This is a genomic window from Hydrogenophaga sp. ZJX-1 (assembly GCF_048590325.1).
Taxonomy (GTDB): Bacteria; Pseudomonadota; Gammaproteobacteria; order Burkholderiales; family Burkholderiaceae_C; genus Hydrogenophaga.
Map to the genome: position 1 here is coordinate 191,631 of NZ_JBMBRA010000006.1, position 18,646 is coordinate 210,276.

At 64.0% G+C, this 18,646-nt stretch carries 18 protein-coding genes and 1 tRNA gene; 4 read left to right on the forward strand and 15 right to left on the reverse strand.

From position 1 onward, the window contains the following. Positions 1-92 precede the first annotated feature (92 nt). The gene (locus ACN5W5_RS17860; protein ID WP_420049825.1) at positions 93-812 is read right to left on the reverse strand and encodes an RlmE family RNA methyltransferase; all 720 of its coding nucleotides are present in this window, start codon (positions 810-812) and stop codon (positions 93-95) included. Between the two features lie 44 nt (positions 813-856). Here ACN5W5_RS17860 and ACN5W5_RS17865 point away from each other — a divergent pair, with 44 nt between their 5' ends. From ACN5W5_RS17865 to ACN5W5_RS17875, 3 genes are read left to right on the forward strand one after another with little or no spacing between them, the layout of a single operon-like run. Continuing rightward, a complete protein-coding gene (locus ACN5W5_RS17865; protein ID WP_210825194.1) occupies positions 857-1,327 on the forward strand; it encodes a YhbY family RNA-binding protein in 471 nt (156 codons plus the stop codon). A 60-nt stretch (positions 1,328-1,387) separates the two neighbouring features. Then, a complete protein-coding gene (locus ACN5W5_RS17870) occupies positions 1,388-3,481 on the forward strand; it encodes a M3 family metallopeptidase (RefSeq protein ID WP_420049826.1) in 2,094 nt (697 codons plus the stop codon). Positions 3,482-3,537: 56 nt separating this feature from the next. After that, the gene (locus ACN5W5_RS17875) at positions 3,538-4,218 is read left to right on the forward strand and encodes a DUF4124 domain-containing protein (RefSeq protein WP_420049827.1); all 681 of its coding nucleotides are present in this window, start codon (positions 3,538-3,540) and stop codon (positions 4,216-4,218) included. Positions 4,219-4,237: 19 nt separating this feature from the next. Here the strand turns inward: ACN5W5_RS17875 and rpiA are convergent, their stop codons facing one another. After that, positions 4,238-4,909 (reverse strand): ribose-5-phosphate isomerase RpiA, encoded by a 672-nt coding sequence (rpiA, locus tag ACN5W5_RS17880; RefSeq protein ID WP_420049828.1) that lies wholly within the window; start codon positions 4,907-4,909, stop codon positions 4,238-4,240. A gap of 41 nt (positions 4,910-4,950) precedes the next feature. Between rpiA and ACN5W5_RS17885 the strand changes: the two genes are divergently transcribed. Beyond that, positions 4,951-6,042: a quinone-dependent dihydroorotate dehydrogenase gene (locus tag ACN5W5_RS17885; RefSeq protein WP_420049829.1), complete on the forward strand. Its 1,092-nt coding sequence runs from the start codon at positions 4,951-4,953 to the stop codon at positions 6,040-6,042. Between the two features lie 18 nt (positions 6,043-6,060). Here ACN5W5_RS17885 and ACN5W5_RS17890 read toward each other — a convergent pair whose 3' ends face one another. The 13 genes from ACN5W5_RS17890 to uvrB all read right to left on the reverse strand — a co-directional run bounded on the left by ACN5W5_RS17890 (position 6,061) and on the right by uvrB (position 18,634). Next, positions 6,061-7,167 carry an NAD(P)/FAD-dependent oxidoreductase gene (locus ACN5W5_RS17890; RefSeq protein WP_420049830.1) on the reverse strand — a complete coding sequence of 369 codons (1,107 nt, stop codon included), beginning with the start codon at positions 7,165-7,167 and terminating at the stop codon, positions 6,061-6,063. 68 nt (positions 7,168-7,235) lie between these two features. After that, positions 7,236-7,310, reverse strand: a tRNA-Val gene (locus ACN5W5_RS17895). Between the two features lie 93 nt (positions 7,311-7,403). Next, positions 7,404-8,111: a DNA polymerase III subunit epsilon gene (gene dnaQ / locus ACN5W5_RS17900; RefSeq protein WP_420049831.1), complete on the reverse strand. Its 708-nt coding sequence runs from the start codon at positions 8,109-8,111 to the stop codon at positions 7,404-7,406. Beyond that, positions 8,111-8,449 carry an ISC system 2Fe-2S type ferredoxin gene (gene fdx / locus ACN5W5_RS17905; RefSeq protein WP_177133886.1) on the reverse strand — a complete coding sequence of 113 codons (339 nt, stop codon included), beginning with the start codon at positions 8,447-8,449 and terminating at the stop codon, positions 8,111-8,113. Before fdx ends, dnaQ begins: the two co-directional genes overlap by 1 nt. 32 nt (positions 8,450-8,481) lie before the next feature. Further along, a complete protein-coding gene (gene hscA / locus ACN5W5_RS17910; protein ID WP_420049832.1) occupies positions 8,482-10,365 on the reverse strand; it encodes a Fe-S protein assembly chaperone HscA in 1,884 nt (627 codons plus the stop codon). 52 nt (positions 10,366-10,417) lie between these two features. Beyond that, entirely contained in the window at positions 10,418-10,936 is a 519-nt protein-coding gene (gene hscB, locus ACN5W5_RS17915) for a Fe-S protein assembly co-chaperone HscB (RefSeq protein WP_420049833.1), read from the reverse strand. A gap of 64 nt (positions 10,937-11,000) precedes the next feature. After that, the gene (gene iscA / locus ACN5W5_RS17920; RefSeq protein ID WP_177133880.1) at positions 11,001-11,324 is read right to left on the reverse strand and encodes an iron-sulfur cluster assembly protein IscA; all 324 of its coding nucleotides are present in this window, start codon (positions 11,322-11,324) and stop codon (positions 11,001-11,003) included. Positions 11,325-11,345: 21 nt separating this feature from the next. Then, the gene (gene iscU / locus ACN5W5_RS17925) at positions 11,346-11,732 is read right to left on the reverse strand and encodes a Fe-S cluster assembly scaffold IscU (protein ID WP_077331347.1); all 387 of its coding nucleotides are present in this window, start codon (positions 11,730-11,732) and stop codon (positions 11,346-11,348) included. A gap of 12 nt (positions 11,733-11,744) precedes the next feature. Then, on the reverse strand, positions 11,745-12,962 hold the full coding sequence (locus ACN5W5_RS17930; protein ID WP_420049834.1) for an IscS subfamily cysteine desulfurase: 1,218 nt from the start codon (positions 12,960-12,962) through the stop codon (positions 11,745-11,747). Between the two features lie 162 nt (positions 12,963-13,124). Continuing rightward, complete coding sequence (gene iscR, locus ACN5W5_RS17935) at positions 13,125-13,661, reverse strand: Fe-S cluster assembly transcriptional regulator IscR (protein ID WP_226462032.1); 537 nt, start codon at positions 13,659-13,661, stop codon at positions 13,125-13,127. A 162-nt stretch (positions 13,662-13,823) separates the two neighbouring features. Further along, positions 13,824-15,731, reverse strand: a complete 1,908-nt coding sequence (locus ACN5W5_RS17940) for a sensor histidine kinase (protein WP_420049835.1) — start codon at positions 15,729-15,731, stop codon at positions 13,824-13,826. A gap of 14 nt (positions 15,732-15,745) precedes the next feature. After that, complete coding sequence (locus ACN5W5_RS17945) at positions 15,746-16,438, reverse strand: LuxR C-terminal-related transcriptional regulator (RefSeq protein WP_420049836.1); 693 nt, start codon at positions 16,436-16,438, stop codon at positions 15,746-15,748. Between the two features lie 90 nt (positions 16,439-16,528). Then, positions 16,529-18,634, reverse strand: a complete 2,106-nt coding sequence (gene uvrB / locus ACN5W5_RS17950; protein WP_420049837.1) for an excinuclease ABC subunit UvrB — start codon at positions 18,632-18,634, stop codon at positions 16,529-16,531. Between the last annotated feature and the right edge of the window lie 12 nt (positions 18,635-18,646).

Sequence of the window (18,646 nt, forward strand, 5' to 3'; positions counted from 1 at the left end):
AGCTCCTGGCTAGAACATTGTCGTAAACACGCATATTGGACCCATTTTAGGTCTTTCAAGAAGACCTGCCATTGACAAATGACTTGGCAATGTCATTCAGATGGTTGGCTTATTTGTTTGACGTGACACGAAGTATCGGACCCATGCCTGGGTTTAAGACCCATGCCCACCAGAAAGGTTTCAGAAGATTTGTCGCGTGAAGCCTTGGGCTTGATGGCTTTGACCACGCGGAAGGTCTGGCGAAACAGGGCCACGGCGAGGTCATAAGCCCCGCCGTGAAAGAGTTTGACCACCAGCGCGCCGTCGGGCTTCAGGTGATGCACGCTGAAATCCACGGCGAGTTCGATCAGGTCGGTGATGCGCGCTGCGTCGGCAGACCCGATGCCCGACAGATTGGGTGCCATGTCGGAAACCACCACATCCACAGCCGCCACACCCCTGTCGATCAGCGATTTTTCCAGCGCAGCCAGCACCTCGGGTTCACGAAAGTCACCCAGGATGAAGTGAACGCCCTCCACCGCCTCCATGGGCAACATGTCGAGCGCGATGATCTGACCATGGAGTTCGCCCACCGCCGCGCCCTGCGGACTCAGGCGGCGTCGCACATACTGGCTCCAGGCACCAGGCGCAGAGCCTAGGTCGACCACGCAGTGCCCTGGATGAATCAGGCCCAAGGTTTCGTCAATTTCCTTGAGTTTGTAGGCGGCCCGCGCGCGGTAGCCGTCTCTTTTCGCCAGCTTCACGTAAGGATCGTTGACGTGCTGGTTGAGCCAGGCCTTGTTGACCTTCTTGCTCTGGGTCTTGACTTTCATGCCCATAAAGGTCTTTTCAGTTCTGTGTAAACGATAATTGTCCCATGCCCCAGATCACACTCACTCCCGCCCAGCGCAAAGTCCACCGCGCTGATGCCCACCACCTCGATCCCGTCGTCCTCGTTGGCGGCGATGGACTGAGCCCGTCCGTCAAGAAAGAAATCGACAACGCCCTGAAGGCCCACGGCCTGATCAAGGTGCGCGTGTTCAGCGACGACCGTGCCGCGCGAGAGCTCATGCTCAAGACGCTGGCCGACGAACTCGACGCCGCACCGATCCAGCACATCGGCAAACTGCTGGTGTTGTGGCGCCCGATGCCCGAGAAAGAAAAAGCGACGGACGAAGAGCGCATGCCGGGACCGCGTGACGTCAAGGTGCTCAAGTTCAGCAAACGGGGCGGTCAGCGCCCCGAAGTCAAGGTGGTGCGCGTCCTGGGCAACCAGCGCCTCACACCCGGCGGCCAGGTCAAGCGTGCCAAGGTCATGAAAAAGAGCATCAAGAAGAGCGCCCAGTGAGCCGATGCCCCCGGCCACCAGCGGCTTGAACTTCCCCTGTCGCGCACCATCTGAAACCGCATGAACCTTCAAACTGTGCCGGGCGCCACCTTGCCCCTGCTGGATTTTTCCGATTTGCCGCGTTTTGACGCCATCACGCCGGACCAGGTGGCTCTGGCGCTGGACGTCTTGCTGACCGACGCCAACCGCGCGCTGGAGCAGGTCACGGCGGACACGTTCCCGGCTGAGTGGGCCGCCATTGCCGGCGCGCTGGACGTGGCCACCGAGCGCCTTTCGCGCGCCTGGGGTGCTGTCAGCCACCTCAACAGCGTGGCCGACACGCCTGAGCTGCGCGCCGCCTACAACGAAGCCCTGCCCAAGGTCACTGAATTCTGGACCCGGCTCGGCTCGGACGAACGCCTCTACGCCAAGTACAAGGCCATGGACCCTGCCAGCCTCAACGCGGAGCAAACGCAGGCGCACAAAAACGCCATGCGCAGCTTTGTACTGGGCGGTGCAGAACTGCAGGGCGAGGCCAAGGAACGTTTTGCCTGGCTGCAGGAGCGCCAGGCCGAGTTGGGGCAGAAATTCAGCGAAAACGCGCTCGACGCGACCGATGCGTTCTCGCTGATCGTGTCCACCGAAGAGCTGGCGGGCGTTCCAGCCGATGTGCAACAGGCGACGGCCGCAGCGGCCAAGGCCGAAGGCCAGACGGGTCACAAGCTGACCCTCAAGATGCCTTGCTACTTGCCGGTCATGCAATTCGCCCACAGCAGCGCGCTGCGCGAAAAGCTCTACCGGGCCTACGTCACGCGGGCCAGCGACCAGGCGGCCGCGGAGGCACTGAAGTTCGACAACACCGCGATCATGGCCGAGCTGCTGGCCCTGCGCCACGAAGAGGCTCAGCTGCTGGGCTACAGGCACTTTGGCGACGTGTCGCTGGTGCCCAAGATGGCCGAATCGCCCGAACAGGTGATCCAGTTCCTGCGCGATCTGGCGGGCAAGGCGCGCCCGTATGCCGACAAGGACCTGGCGGACCTGCGCGCTTTCGCCGCCAGCGAGCTTGGCCTGACTGACCCGCAAGCGTGGGACTGGCCCTATGTTGGTGAAAAACTCAAGGAAGCGCGCTACGCCTTCAGTGAGCAGGAAGTCAAACCCTATTTCACAGCGCCCAAGGTGCTCGCCGGGCTGTTCCAGATCGTTGAAACGCTGTTCGAAGTGGCGATTCGCCGCGACACCGCACCGGTCTGGCACCCCGGTGTGGAGTTCTACCGCATCGAACGCACTTCGCCGGCCGGCGCCCAGCTGGTGGGTCAGTTCTACCTCGACCCGGCCGCCCGCACGGGCAAACGTGGCGGGGCTTGGATGGACGATGTGCGCGCCCGCTGGCTGCGCCCGGACACTGGCGCGCTGCAGACACCGGTGGCGCATCTGGTCTGTAACTTCGCTGAAGGCGTCGAAATCGACGGCGTAAAAAAGCCCCCGCTGCTGACGCACGATGACGTCATCACCCTCTTCCACGAGTTTGGCCACGGCCTGCACCACATGCTGACCTTGGTGAACGAGCGCGATGTCTCGGGCATCAGCGGTGTGGAATGGGACGCGGTGGAGCTGCCCAGCCAGTTCATGGAGAACTTCTGCTGGGAATGGGACGTGCTCAAGCACATGACGGCCCATGTGGACACTGGCGAACCGCTGCCCCGCGACCTGTTCGACAAGATGCTCGCGGCCAAGAATTACCAGAGCGGCCTGCAGACGCTGCGCCAGGTGGAGTTTTCTCTGTTCGACATGCTGCTGCACAGCCAGACCGCGCCTGTCAGCAACGGCGACGCCATCCTGGCGCTACAGCAACAGGTGCGCGATGAAGTCGCCGTGCTGCAACCGCCCGCCTACAGCCGCACGCCCCACACCTTCAGCCACATCTTTGCGGGTGGGTACTCTGCCGGCTACTACAGCTACAAGTGGGCCGAAGTGCTGTCGGCCGATGCCTACGCCGCGTTCGAGGAAGCTGCACAGAAGAATGGGCACGGCACGCTGGACGTGGAAACGGGCCGACGCTACCGTGAGGCGATCCTGGAAGCTGGCGGCAGCCGCCCGGCCATGGCGTCGTTCAAGGCGTTCCGTGGGCGGGAGCCGGGCATCGATGCCTTGCTGCGTCACCAGGGCATGGCCTGAGCGCGAATGCCGGCCTGAATGTGGTTCGGAACTTGTATTTGGCAAAAGGATTTGACATGAGCATCACCCTTTCCCAGACCTCCACGCAGCGCTCGCTGGTGCGTGCGGCGTTGGCTGGCGTCGTGTTCGGCGCGCTCGTCGCCCCCTGGGCCTCGGCCCAGGGCGTGTACCGCACCGTGGGGCCCGACGGCAAGGTGACCTATTCGGACCAGCCACCACCGGCCAACGGCAAGGCGTCCGTCGTGGGCGGCGCCTCCGCCAGCGCCGGAGCGGCCGCCAACCCACAGCTGCCGCTGGAACTGCGCCAGGTGGTCAACCGCTATCCGGTCACCCTCTACACCGCGACCGATTGCGCGCCCTGCAACACCGGGCGCAACCTGCTCTCCGCGCGCGGCGTGCCCTTCACTGAAAAAACGGTCAATTCTGCCGAGGACGCCGCTGCATTGAAGCGCCTGAGTGGAGAAACCTCGCTGCCCTTCCTCAGCATTGGCGGGCAACAGATCAAAGGGTTCTCGGACGCCGATTGGACGCAGTACCTGGACGCAGCGGGCTACCCCAAGCAGTCCGTCCTGCCATCCGGTTACCGCCGGCCTGCGGCAACGGCGTTGGTGGCAACGCAACCCGTGCAGGCGGCAGCTACTGCGCGACCGAATGCCGCTTCGGCCCGGCCGCCAGTGCAACCGGCCCAGACGCCGGTGACAGCGCCGACCGATAACCCGGCCGGCATCCGCTTCTGAACGGTTTTGGCCCTGAGACTCAGAACGTCAGCGTCTTCACGCCGCTGCTGGTTCCCAGCAGGCAGACGCTGGCCTTCTGGTGTGCAAACACACCCACGGTGACCACGCCTGGCCACTGGTTCACTTCGCTCTCGAAGGCCAGCGGATCGGTGATCTGAAGGCCGGTCACATCCAGAATGTGCTGACCGTTGTCGGTCACCAGCGGGGCGCCGTCCTTGAGGCGCAGGTGAGCCTTGCCGCCAAGGGCGGAAAACTGGCGGATCAGCCGGGCAGAGGCCATCGGGATCACCTCCACCGGCAGGGGAAAAGCGCCCAGTGCCTTCACCATCTTCGACTCATCGGCAATGCAGACGAAGCGGCGTGACTGGGCGGCCACGATCTTCTCGCGTGTGAGCGCCGCGCCACCGCCCTTGATCATGTGTCCCTGCGCATCGATTTCGTCGGCGCCATCGATGTAGACCGACAGTTCGGCCACCTCATTGGCTTCGAAGACCGGGATGCCCAGCGCTTTCAGTCGGGCCGTGGAGGCTACCGAGCTCGACACCGCGCCAGGAATCTGGTCTTTCATGGTGGCAAGCGCATCGATAAACTTGTTGACCGTCGAGCCGGTGCCCACACCGACGATGTCACCAGGGGTCACGTATTGCAGGGCGGCCTGGCCCACCAGGGCTTTGAGTTCGTCTTGGGTCATTTGAGACAATCAGCGGTTACAAAGAATCACCCCATTATCCAATGTCCCTTCTGCCCTACGCTGTCGCACGCCCCTTCCTCTTCGGCCTTGACCCGGAAGCCGCCCACGAACTCACGCTGCACAGCATCGCGAAGCTGCAGCGCTCGCCGCTGACCTGTCTCTATGGTGAGACCCGGATCGACGATCCGGTCACCCTTGCAGGGCTGAACTTCCCCAACCGGGTCGGTCTGGCGGCAGGGCTGGACAAGAACGCCGCCTGTATCGACGGCCTGGCTGCCATGGGTTTCGGATTTGTCGAAGTGGGCACGGTCACGCCCAAGGCGCAGCCCGGCAACCCCAAGCCGCGCATGTTCCGACTGCCCAAGGCCAACGCCCTGATCAACCGGCTGGGTTTCAACAACGATGGCCTGGACGCCTTCATCGCCAATGTGCAGCGGGCGCGCTTTCGCAGCAAGGGTGGCGCCCATCCGATGCTGCTGGGCCTGAACATCGGCAAGAACGCCAGCACACCGATCGAGCGCGCCACCGACGATTACCTGACCTGCCTCGAAGGCGTGTACCCCCACGCCGACTACGTCACGGTCAACATTTCCAGCCCGAACACCCAGAACCTGCGCAGCCTGCAGAGCGACGAAGCGCTGGACGCGCTGCTCGGCGCCGTCGCAGAACGTCGGGAAGCCCTCGCCCAGCAGACGGGCCGACGCATTCCCATCTTCGTCAAGATCGCCCCCGATCTGGACGACACCCAGATCGAGGTGATCGCCACCACCTTGATGCGTTACGGCACCGACAGCACAGGCCAGGCCAACAACGCCTTCGGCGTGATCGCCACCAACACGACCCTCAGTCGTGAAGCGGTGGCCGGCCTGCCCCATGCCAACGAAACGGGCGGGCTCTCGGGCGCGCCAGTGCTGGCGGCCAGCAACCGTGTGATCCGGCGCCTGCGCGCTTGTCTGGGAAAGAGTTTCCCCATCATCGGCGTGGGCGGCATCCTCAGCGGCGCGGATGCGGTGAGCAAGATCCAGTCGGGTGCCAACGTGGTCCAGATCTACACCGGGCTGATCTACAAAGGCCCGGCACTTGTCCGGGAAGCGGCCGAGGCGATCAGGAGCGCCGCACCCGCGCCCCACTGAATGGAACGGCAGCGGCGCTCACAGCTGTGCCGCGACCCGCTCGCCAATGGCCAGGCAACTGGTCAGGCCCGGTGATTCGATGCCCAGCAGGTTGACCAGTCCCGGCACGCCGTGCACGCCCGGACCATCGATGCGGAAATCGGCCGCGGGTTCATGGGGACCACTGATCTTGGGTCGCATGCCGGCGTAGCCGGGCAACAAGGCCTGCTCAGGCAATCCTGGCCAGTACTGGCGAACCGCGGCGTAAAAGCCCTCGGCGCTGGCCGGGTTCACGCCCAGGTCATCCGGGTCGTCGGTCCACTGCACATCCGGCCCAAACTTGGCCTGACCACCCAGATCGAGTGTCAGGTGCACACCCAGCCCGGCCAGGTGCGCCTCGGGATCGGGCGCGGGGTAGATCAGGTGAGCGAATGGCGAGCGCCCGCTCAAGGTGAAATAGCTCCCTTTGGCGTACCAGGCTTTGGGCGCGTGCACGGGGTCCAGTCCCTGGGTGTTCCGCGCGATCTGGCAGGCATGCAACCCAGCTGCATTGACCACGCTGCGCGCCAACAAAACGGTGCCATCCTGCATCAGCACCTCGATCCCGGCGCCGATCACCCGCAAGCGCTCGACACCGCTGTGACAGGCCACCAGTCCGCCCGCGTGTTCCAGATCGCCCTGCAGGCTCAGCATCAGGGCGTGGCTGTCGACAATGCCGGTGGACGGTGAGAGCAAGGCCGCGAGGCATTCGAGCGCAGGTTCCTGGGCCAGCGCCTCAGCGCGTGAGAGCCACGTCAAATCGTGCACACCGTTGGCTTCGGCGCGAGCCTGGATGCCCGGCAGCCCTCGCACCTGCGACGCCGTGTTGGCGACGATCAGCTTGCCGCACCGGCGGTGAGCGATCCCGCGTTCTGAACAATAGGCGTACAGCAGCGCCCTGCCCCGCACACACAGCAGCGCCTTGAGCGAACCCTGGGGGTAGTAGATGCCGGCGTGGATCACCTCGCTGTTGCGCGAACTCGTGCCAGTGCCGATGGTCGCCTCGCGCTCCAGCACCATCACCTCGCGCCCGGCCAGCGCCAGCGAACGGGCCACCGCCAGCCCGACCACGCCGGCGCCGATCACCACCACATCCACCTGTTCCATGCCGCCAACTCCTGTCAAAGACATGACCCCAACGAAAAAGCCCCAAGCGAAACGCTTGGGGCTTTGTCTGGTGGGCGGTGCAGGGTTCGAACCTGCGACCCCTGCCGTGTGAAGGCAGTGCTCTACCACTGAGCTAACCGCCCGATTGATCTGACCGATCTCTCGGAAGCCTCAAATTATAGCGTCTTATTTGGGCCGTTTTTCCCGGTGCGCAGAAAATTTGGTGAAATGCCCGGTCAAGCCGCCTCGAGCTTGCGCCAGAGCGTCTTGCCTTTGCAGGCCTTGTCCAGATCGGCCAGCGCGACATCGTGCCCCTGCAGCTCCTGCTCATTGGCGCGAAGCACGGGCAACTCGAACCGGGACAGATCGATCACGATGGCTTCGACGCCCGCTTCGCTGCTTTCGTTGCCTTCAATCAGCAACGCGTCCTGGCCGCGCGTCATGTTGATGTAGACGTCGGCCAGCAGTTCGGCATCGAGCAACGCACCGTGCAGCGTACGCCCGGAATTGTCCACGCCCAGCCGGTCACACAGCGCATCGAGGCCGTTGCGTTTGCCCGGGAACATCTCCTTGGCCATCACCAGGCTATCAATCACCTGACCGATCACGCTCTTGAGCGGCGGACGCCCCAGACGTTCCAGTTCCTTGTTGAGAAAGCTGATGTCGAAAGGCGCGTTGTGGATGATCAGTTCGGCGTCGCGCAAGTAGTCCAGCAGCTCGTCCGCGATCTGCCCGAACTTGGGTTTGTCGCGCAGGAATTCGTTGCTGATGCCGTGCACCTTGAGCGCGTCCTCATGGCTGTCGCGCTCGGGATTGACGTAGAAGTGCAGGTTGTTGCCGGTGAGCTTGCGGTTGAGCAGCTCGACACAGCCGATTTCGATGATGCGGTCGCCGCTGTCGGCGGACAGGCCGGTGGTTTCGGTGTCGAGGACGATCTGACGCATCAGTGTTTCTCTTTGGCGTGGTTGATCGAATACTTCGGGATTTCGATCGTCACATCCTGCTGAGCCAGGATGGCCTGGCAGGACAGGCGCGAGTTGGGCTCCAGACCCCAGGCCCGGTCGAGCAGGTCTTCTTCGTTGTCGTCCAGCTCGTTGAGGCTGTTGAAGCCCTCACGCACGATCACGTGGCAGGTGGTGCAGGCACACACCATGTCGCAGGCGTGCTCGATCGGGATGTTGTTTTCGAGCAGCGCCTCGCAGATCGAGGTGCCGGCCGGTGCGCTGACCTGGGCTCCCTGCGGACAGTATTCGGGGTGGGGCAATATCTTGATGATGGGCATGGGGGTTCCTGTGCGTCGGTCCGCGGCGGGCCTCAGACTTCTTCGAGCCGTTTGCCGGCCAGGGCATGCTGGATGCCTCGATTCATGCGCATGGCGGCAAAGGCTTCGGTGCCCTTGGCGAGCACTTCGGTGGCGGACTCGATGGCAGCGGCGTTGTCGCCGGCGAGGGTCTGGGTCAACTGGGCAATGAGGTTGTGAATGGCTTGCAGCTCTGCGGGCTCCAGCAAGTCGGCGTCGGCCGCCAGCGCGCTGTGCGTGGCGGCGATCATGCGATCGGCGTCCACCCGGGCTTCAACCAGCGCGCGCGCCTGCATGTCCTGCTGGGCCGTGGCAAAGCTGTCCTTCAGCATGGCGGCGATCTGCTCGTCCGACAGGCCGTAGGCCGGCTTGACGTCGATCGCGGCCTCGACACCGCTGCCCTGCTCCTTGGCGTTGACGGACAAAAGGCCATCGGCATCCACCGTGAAACTCACACGGATGCGCGCCGCACCTGCGGCCATGGGCGGGATGCCGCGCAGCGTGAACCGCGCCAGGCTGCGGCAGTCGGCCACCAGATCGCGCTCGCCCTGCACCACGTGCAGCGCCAGCGCGGTCTGGCCGTCCTGGTAGGTGGTGAAATCTTGCGCCAGCGCGGTGGGAATGGGGCTGTTGCGCGGCACGATGCGCTCAACCAGCCCGCCCATGGTCTCGATACCGAGCGAGAGCGGGATCACGTCGAGCAGCAGCAGGTCGCCGTCGCGGCTGTTGCCGGCCAACGCGTTGGCCTGGATGGCTGCGCCCAGAGCCACCACCTCGTCCGGATTCAGGTTGACCAGCGGTTCCTGACCGAAGAACTCACCCACGGTACGGCGGATCACCGGCATGCGGGTGGAACCACCCACCATGACCACGCCCTTGACTTCGTCCTTGGCAATGTGCGCATCGCGCAGCACCTTGCGCACCGCCGCCATGGTGCGGGCCGTGAGTGCGGAGGTGGTTGCCTCGAACTGGGCCGGCGTGACGGTCTGGCGCAGCGTCTGGCCACCGACCACCGCTTCGAACACCACATGACCGGTGCGGGCATCCACGGCCGACAGGGCTTCCTTGCAGCGGCGGGCCTCTGCGTGCAGACCCGCACGCTCGGATGCGTTCAGCGGCATGGTCACGCCTTGTTGCGCCAGCACCCAGGCTGCGAGCGCCTGGTCGTAATCGTCGCCGCCCAGCGCGGAGTCGCCCCCCGTGGCCATGACCTCGAACACCCCCCGCGTCAGGCGCAGGATGGAGATGTCGAAGGTGCCGCCACCGAGGTCGTAGATGGCGTAGATGCCTTCCGAGCCGTTGTCCAGCCCGTACGCGATCGCTGCGGCGGTGGGTTCGTTGATCAGGCGCAGCACGTTGATGCCGGCGAGCTGCGCCGCGTCTTTCGTGGCCTGGCGCTGCGCGTCGTCGAAGTACGCGGGCACGGTGATGACCGCCCCAAACAGCTCATCGTCGAAACTGTCTTCGGCCCGGAAACGCAGCGTGGCCAGGATTTCGGCGCTCACCTCCATGGGTGTCTTGCGTCCGGCGATGGTCTCGACCACGGCCATACCGTTCTCGTCCACCACCGTGTACGGCAACTTGTCAGCGTCGGCCACCTGGGCGCGTGTGCGCCCCATCAAGCGCTTGACCGAACTCACGGTGTTGGCTGGATCGTTGACCTGCGCGGCCAGCGCTTCAAAGCCGATCTGGCGACCCGAGCCGCCTTGCGCCGGATCCAGGTAGCGCACCACGCTGGGCAAGATCGTGCGACCGTCCGCCGCGGGCAGGCATTCGGACACCCCGTGGCGCACGGCGGCCACCAGCGAATGCGTGGTGCCAAGGTCGATGCCGACCGCCACCCGTCGCTGGTGCGGATCGAGGGACTGGCCGGGTTCGGAAATCTGCAGGAGAGCCATGTGCGCGGGTTCTGATGGATAAAGAAAGCAGAGGGTTGCGGAGGTCAGCCTTCTATTGTCCCAGCTGATCGAGCCGGTTCTCCACGTCGCTGGCAAAGCGCTCAACAAACATAAGGGCTCTGACCTGCTGGGCCAACGCAGCGAAGTCGCGCTCGCCGTCGGCGGTCTGCTGCAGCTGGGTCAACATGGTCCGGCGCGCCGCAGCCACCTCGTCAGCCGTGCGCTCCAGCGCCTCGCTGCTACGGGCCTCTTCCAGGTCTTCACGCCACTGCATCTGCTGCATCAGGAAGGCGGCCGGCATGGCGGTGTTGTTTTCTGCCTGGATCGGCACGCCATTCAACTCGCACAGATAGGCGGCACGCTTGAGCGGGTCTTTCAGGCGCTGGTAGGCCTCATTGATGCGCACAGACCATTGCATGGCCAGGCGTTGCGCGGGGGCATCGGACGCTGCAAAACGGTCCGGATGGGCCTCGCGCTGCAGGTCTTTCCAGCGTTGGTCCAGCGCGTCGCGGTCCAGCGCAAATGCAGGTGCAATACCGAAAATTTCGAAGTCGTTGGACAACAGGTTCATGGCATCAAAAAGCCGCCAGGACGGTACGCACTGGCGGCTACTAGTGGGTGATTCGGCAACAGTATCAGATTCTGAAACTCTCGCCGCAACCGCAACGGTCGCGCTCATTGGGGTTGTTGAAGCGGAAGCCTTCGTTCAGGCCCTCGCGCACGAAATCGAGCTGCGTGCCGTCGATGTAGGCCAGACTCTTCGGGTCCACCAGCACCTTGACGCCGTTGTCCTCGAACACCACGTCCTCCGGTGCAATCTCGTCGGCGTATTCCAGCTTGTAAGCGAGGCCGGAGCAGCCGGTGGTTTTGACGCCCAGGCGCACGCCCACGCCCTTGCCACGCTTGGCGATGTAACGGGTGACGTGCCGCGCAGCGGCTTCGGAGATCGAAATAGCCATGGTGCTGGAATATTGCCTGGATCAGTTCAGGTGTTTCTTGCGGTAGTCGTCCACCGCGGCCTTGATCGCGTCTTCGGCCAGGATGGAGCAGTGGATCTTCACCGGCGGCAGCGCCAGCTCTTCGGCGATCTCACTGTTCTTCAGCGCTGCGGCCTGGTCCAGCGTCTTGCCCTTGACCCATTCGGTCACCAGCGACGACGAGGCAATCGCCGAGCCGCAACCGTAGGTCTTGAAGCGCGCGTCTTCGATCACACCGGTGGTCGGGTTCACCTTGATCTGCAGCTTCATCACATCGCCGCAGGCGGGCGCGCCCACCATGCCGGTGCCGACGGACTCGTCGCCCTTGTCGAACGAGCCAACATTGCGGGGGTTTTCGTAGTGGTCAACCACTTTTTCAGAATAAGCCATGATCTTTCTCCTTCAGTGTGCGGCCCATTGAATCGTCGAGATATCAATGCCGTCTTTGAACATTTCCCACAAGGGGGACAACTCGCGCAGCTTCGCCACGTTTTCCTTGATCGTGGCGATTGCGTAATCGATTTCTTCTTCGGTCGTCCAGCGACCGATGGTCATGCGCAGGCTGCTGTGGGCCAGCTCGTCGCTGCGGCCGAGGGCGCGCAGCACGTAGCTGGGTTCCAGGCTGGCCGAGGTGCAGGCCGAGCCCGACGACACCGCCAGCCCCTTGATGCCCATGATCAGCGACTCGCCTTCGACGTAGTTGAAGCTCATGTTCAGGTTGTGCGGCACGCGCTGGGTTTCGTGACCGTTGATGAACACCTCTTCGATGCCCTTCAGGCCGGCGACCATGCGGTCGTGCAGCGCGCGGATGCGCAGGTTCTCGGTGTGCATCTCTTCCTTGGCGATGCGGTAGGCCTCGCCCATGCCCACGCACTGGTGGGTGGGCAGCGTGCCCGAACGCATGCCGCGCTCATGACCGCCACCGTGCATCTGCGCTTCGATGCGGATGCGTGGCTTGCGCCGCACGTACAGTGCGCCGATGCCCTTGGGTCCGTAGGTCTTGTGGCTGGTCAGGCTCATCAGATCAACCGGCAGCGTCTGCAGGTCGACGTCGACCCGTCCGGTGGCCTGCGCCGCGTCCACGTGGAAGATCACGCCTTTCTCGCGGCAGATCTTGCCGATGGCGGCGATGTCCTGAATCACGCCGATCTCGTTGTTCACGAACATGACGGAAGCCAGGATGGTGTCCGGGCGGATGGTTGCCCTGAAGACGTCCAGATCGAGCAGGCCATCGGCCTGCACGTCAAGGTAAGTCACCTCAAAACCCTGGCGCTCGAGCTCGCGCATGGTGTCGAGCACGGCCTTGTGCTCGGTCTTGACCGTGATCAGGTGCTTGCCCTTGGACTGGTAGAAGTGTGCCGCACCTTTCAGGGCCAGGTTGTTGGACTCGGTCGCACCGCTGGTCCAGACGATTTCGCGCGGGTCGGCGTTGATCAGGGCCGCCACCTGCTCGCGGGCGGTCTCGACCGCCTTTTCAGCCTCCCAGCCCCAGGCATGGCTGCGCGACGCCGGATTGCCGAAGTGTTCACGCAACCAGGGAATCATGGCATCCACCACCCGCGGATCGCAGGGGTTGGTGGCGCTGTAGTCCATGTAGATGGGAAAGTGCGGTGTGCTCATGGCGGTCAATGAATTGGGCTGGCGGTTGGGATCGACAGGGATCGACAGAAAAGGCATGCAGGGACAAACGAACGACGCACCGGAACCCCGGCATCGATCAGGACACCCCGGAACATGTGGAATCGGACCATGCCACCGGGAAACAGTCCCCGGAAGCCGGTGTCATTTCGAAAAGGCCGCACCTCCGAGTGCGAAGACCGAGTTGGGGGCGTTCACACGGATCGGCTTGACCACCGGCGCGCTGGAGATGGCCCGCTTGATCATGGGGGCGTTTTCCACCACCACGCCTTTGGCCAACTGTTCGTCCACCAGCGACTGGAGGGACACCGAGTCGAGGAAATCCACCATTTTGGCGTTGAGCGCGGCCCACAGTTCGTGGGTCATGCAACGGTTGCCTTCACCCAGGCAGTTTTCCTTGCCGCCACACTGGGTGGCGTCGATCGGCTCGTCAACCGAAACGATGATGTCGGCCACGGTGATTTCCGCGGCCTTGCGGCCCAGGCTGTAACCACCACCCGGGCCACGTGTGGATTCCACCAGTTCGTGGCGCCGCAGTTTGCCAAACAGCTGCTCCAGGTAAGAGAGCGAAATCTGCTGGCGCTGGCTGATGGCCGCGAGCGTGACGGGACCATTGTTCTGGCGCAGGGCCAGATCAATCATGGCTGTGACCGCAAAGCGGCCTTTGGTCGTGAGGCGCATTTCAAGCTCCTGAAAGTTGTGGCTTGACCGTCGTTGAAGGTTTGGTGGGTATCAACCCAGCAAACCGCTTCTCCGCCCACCCTGCCGCACCGTTGGCGGCTGACACTTCGAAGTCTTTCCCGACTATTTTGATCGAGTATACCCGAAAACCCTGTTCCCCGCTCAAGCTTGCGCGGCGGCACCCAGAGGAGCGGCTGCAGGGTCCGCAGCAAAACTGAAGGTCACGCAGGTGCCCGGGTGGGCGCTGGAGAACCGCACCTCGGCGCCGATTTCCGACGCCCGCATCCGGATGTTGCTGATACCGCGGCCACCTTCACGGAAACCCGATTCCAGCGGCTCACCCAGTCCCACACCGTTGTCGGTCGCACTGAGGAAGATGCGCCCTCCCCGCTCCCAGGTTCGCACCGTCACCCGGGTGGCTTGTGCGTGCTGGACCACGTTGGCAATAACCTCCTGCAAACACCGGAACAGGTGCATCACACCACGCACCTCCAGCCCCTGAACAGCGGAAACGGCTTCGACCTGCCAGTCCAGATCGATGCGGGCTGCCTGCAGCGTCGGCGAGATGCGCTGGCGCAAGGTGCCCAGTATGGTGGGCAGGTCGCCATCCATCGGCTCCAGCGAATCCAGTGTCATGCGCAGCTCTTCGAGCGCGTGGTTGAGCATGTTCGCCACGGACGCGCTGTCCACCTTGGCGCCACTGCTGTGCACCAGGTTGAGCGTCTGCACCAGCTGGCTTCCGAGGCCGTCGTGCATGTCGCGGGTCAGGCGCCGGCGCTCAGCCTCCAGCACCCGCTGGTTCTCCACCATGCGCAGACGATCAAACACGGCTTGCAGTTCGGCCTCGCGCTCACCCACCTTGCGCGCCAGCTCGGTATTGAGCTGGGCAACCTGTTCCATCGCTTGTGCTGTGCGCCGGACCAGCACCCAGCCCATGGCAAACATGAGCACCAGGCTGCCCGGCGTCATCCAGCGGATATCGGTGTCACCGGGAAAGTCCATCTGCACCACCAGAAAATCCCGCAAACCGGTGGCCATGGTGGCCAGGCTCACCACCACCATCAGACGCTGGTTCACGTCCATGCCCCAGCGGGCTCTGTGTATCACCTTCAGGATGGCCAGCACGCACACCAGTGCGATCACGCCCGTCCACAGCCGGTAGAGCTGGTAGTTCTCCAGCCCGGCTTGAAGCGCCAGCCAGAACGGCCCGAGCGCCATCATCGCCACCACCAGCTTGCGCACCAGGCTTTGCCGGAAATCGAACAGTTCCGACATGAACAGGTAGGTGAACCCGCAATACCAAGTGAAGCTGAGTTTGTGGATGTAGTCCCAGATCAGGAACGGCCCGGGCAGAAACACCGGCGTGGACAGGCACAGTCGCACGGTCAGCACCACCAGTCCACCGCCCAGCAAACCAAACAGGGGCTCAGCGGTCCGGGACCAGATCAGCAGCGACAACACACCCATCATGAACGACGAGGCGGCCACCATCCAGGTCAGGTTGACTTGCCACCAGGTCAGCCACCGGAAGCGCTGGTACAACACATCCCGAGGTCCCACCCAGACCGGTGACAGCCCGCTGAAGCGCAGCAACTGCCCCTGGACCTGGATCTCGATCCGGTTGTCGGCCCATTGGGGCGCCATCAGGCGCTGCGGGAGCTGAACGAAATGTGCCCGCGTGCCGGCATCACAATAGCCGGCGCTCCGCCGCCAGCACTCTGCCGACAGCTCCTGCCCGTTGAACAAAACCCGGAAACGCACACCCACGCGGGGCAGCAGGAGCGCCAGGCCACTCTCTGGCTGCCCGGCTTGCGCCAGTGCCTCGGGCAGCACCAGCCGGTAGTGCGCTTCCCCGCGCCAGCTGCGCCGCTCGTTGTCCCAGACGTGGGGCAAATCAACGGCGCTGGCTGAAGCCTCATCCTGCCCCGCGAGCAGCACGGTCGCCTGCTCAACCGCGATCGCGCCAGGCATGTGGCCCACACGGGTCGCCAGCCCGAGCGCCAGCAACATCAAGCCCACCAGCAACCCGGCCCAGAAGTAGGCTGGCGTCCGGTGCAGGCGCCGCAGCAATGGCGGCCACGGCCTCAAAGCAGACCCCGCTGCTGGGCCGCGCGAACCACCTGAACGCGGCTGTGCACCGCGAGCTTGCGATAGAGGTTCTTGATGTGCGTGCCCACCGTGGCCGGCGAGATCGTCAGTTTGGCGGCGATCTCCTTGTTCACATAGCCCTTGGCGACCAGCTGAAGCACTTCGGTTTCACGGTCCGACAGCAGAACCTCGTGCAACAGCTCCAGCGCGGGCAAAGACGACTGCACCTCGCGAAACTGTTTCAGCAGCATGCGCGCCAGCAGCGGTGAAATGGGGGCGCCCCCTTCGCGGATCTGTTCGATGGCCGCGATCAAGGCCTCAGGGCTGCAGCCCTTCAGCACGTAACCCGTGGCGCCCGCCTCCAGCGCAGCCACCAGCCGCGATTCTTCGCCAAACACCGTGAAAACCAGCAATTCGGCTTCGGGTTTCTGGCGCGCCAGCATGCGCAACAAGTCTTCGCCGCTGCCGTCGGGAAGACCGAGGTCAACCAGGAACACATTGGCGTTCGACGCCACGACGTGCCGTCGTGCGTGGGCCAGCGTGGCTGAGTGACCCAACAGTTGCCAGAGCGGGCGAATCAGCAGCGCCTGCTGCACAAACTGCAGGATGCTCGGATCGTCTTCTACCAGGTAGATGCGCGTGTCAGAGTCCTGCCCCTCCGGTTCGCGCAGCGCTTGCGGTGCTTGCATAGATGGATCGGTTGCGGATTGCCCCCGCGTCCCGTCCATGCTGGCCGGCCCCTGCGCAGGAGCTTATGGCGCCATTGTCCTTCATTGTTTTCAGGCCACGTTGTCCACGCCGGGCGCGCCAAAGATCTGCGCCTTGAGGTGGTGCAGCTGATCGCGAACGCCCGCTGCCTTTTCAAACTCCAGGTTGCGCGCATGCTCCAGCATCAGCTTCTCCAGCCGCTTGATCTCACGCGCCACGTCCTTCTCGCTCATGTCGTCCACGCTGGCGCGCAGCGCGCTCTCGGCGGCCAGTCGGTCGGCCTCTTTGCCAGCCTTTTCACTGTAGACGCCGTCGATCAGGTCCTTGATGCGTTTGTTGATGCTGCGCGGCTCGATGCCCATGGCCAGGTTGTGCGCGATCTGTTTGGTGCGCCGGCGTTCGGTCTCGCCGATGGCCCGCGCCATCGAATCGGTCGTGCGGTCGGCGTAGAGGATGGCACGGCCGTTCAGGTTGCGCGCCGCGCGGCCAATGGTCTGGATCAGGCTGCGCTCGGAACGCAGGAAACCTTCCTTGTCGGCATCCAGAATGGCCACCAGCGACACCTCCGGGATGTCGATGCCCTCGCGCAGCAAGTTGATACCGACCAGCACGTCGAACGCACCCAGGCGCAGGTCACGCAGGATTTCCACGCGCTCCACCGTGTCCACGTCGCTGTGCAGGTAGCGCACCTTGACGCCGTTTTCCGTCAGGTAGTCGGTCAGCTGCTCGGCCATGCGCTTGGTCAGCGTGGTGATGAGCACGCGCTCGTTCTTCTCCACGCGGATGCGGATTTCCTGCAGCACATCGTCCACCTGGTGGGTGGCGGGTCGCACCTCCACCTCCGGGTCCACCAGACCGGTGGGGCGCACCAGCTGCTCCACCACCTGGCCCGAGTGCGTCTTTTCGTAGTCGGCCGGCGTGGCCGAGACGAACACCACCTGGCGCATGCGCTGCTCGAACTCTTCGAGCTTGAGCGGCCGGTTGTCCAGCGCGCTGGGCAGGCGGAAGCCGTATTCCACCAGCGTGGTCTTGCGCGCGCGGTCGCCGTTGTACATGCCGCCGAACTGGCCCATGAGCACGTGGCTCTCGTCCAGGAACATCAGCGCGTCTTTGGGCAGGTAATCGGTCAGCGTGGACGGCGGCTCGCCCTCTGCCGTTCCGGACAGGTGGCGTGAGTAATTCTCGATGCCCTTGCAGTGCCCCACTTCGCTGAGCATTTCCAGGTCGAAGCGGGTGCGCTGCTCCAGCCGCTGCGCCTCCACCAGCTTGCCCATGCCCACCAGCTGGCCCAGGCGCTCGCGCAGTTCGTCCTTGATCAGTTCCACCGCGTTGAGCACCTGCTCGCGCGGCGTCACGTAGTGGCTGCTGGGGTAGACGGTGAAGCGCGGGATCTTCTGCCGCACCTTGCCGGTGAGCGGGTCGAACAATTGCAGGGTTTCGATCTCATCGTCGAACAGTTCGATGCGGATCGCCATCTCGCTGTGTTCGGCCGGAAACACGTCGATGGTGTCGCCGCGCACGCGGAACTTGCCGCGTGAAAAATCGGCCTCGTTGCGTGCGTACTGCATGCGCACCAGCTGGGCGATCAGGTCGCGCTGGCCCATCTTGTCGCCCACGCGCAGCAGCATCACCATCTGGTGGTAACTCTCGGGCTTGCCGATGCCGTAGATGGCCGAGACCGTGGCCACGATCACCACGTCGCGCCGCTCCAGGATGCTCTTGGTGCACGAGAGGCGCATCTGCTCGATGTGTTCGTTGATCGCGCTGTCCTTCTCGATGAACAGGTCGCGCTGCGGCACATAGGCCTCGGGCTGGTAGTAGTCGTAGTAGCTGACGAAGTACTCGACCGCGTTCTTCGGGAAGAACTCGCGGAACTCGCTGTACAGCTGCGCGGCCAGCGTCTTGTTGGGCGCGAACACGATGGCCGGGCGCCCCAGGCGGGCGATCACGTTGGCCATGGTGAAGGTCTTGCCCGACCCGGTCACGCCCAGCAGGGTCTGGAACACCTCGCCGTCGTTCACGCCCTCCACCAGCTGCGCGATGGCGGTGGGCTGGTCGCCCGCGGGTGGATAGGGCATGAAAAGCTCGAACGGCGAGCCCGGAAAACGCACGAACTCGCCTTCGGGCGCATTCGGTTCTTCGACAAGGCTCAAGGAAGCGGATGGAAGGGCTGACATGGGCGGATAAAA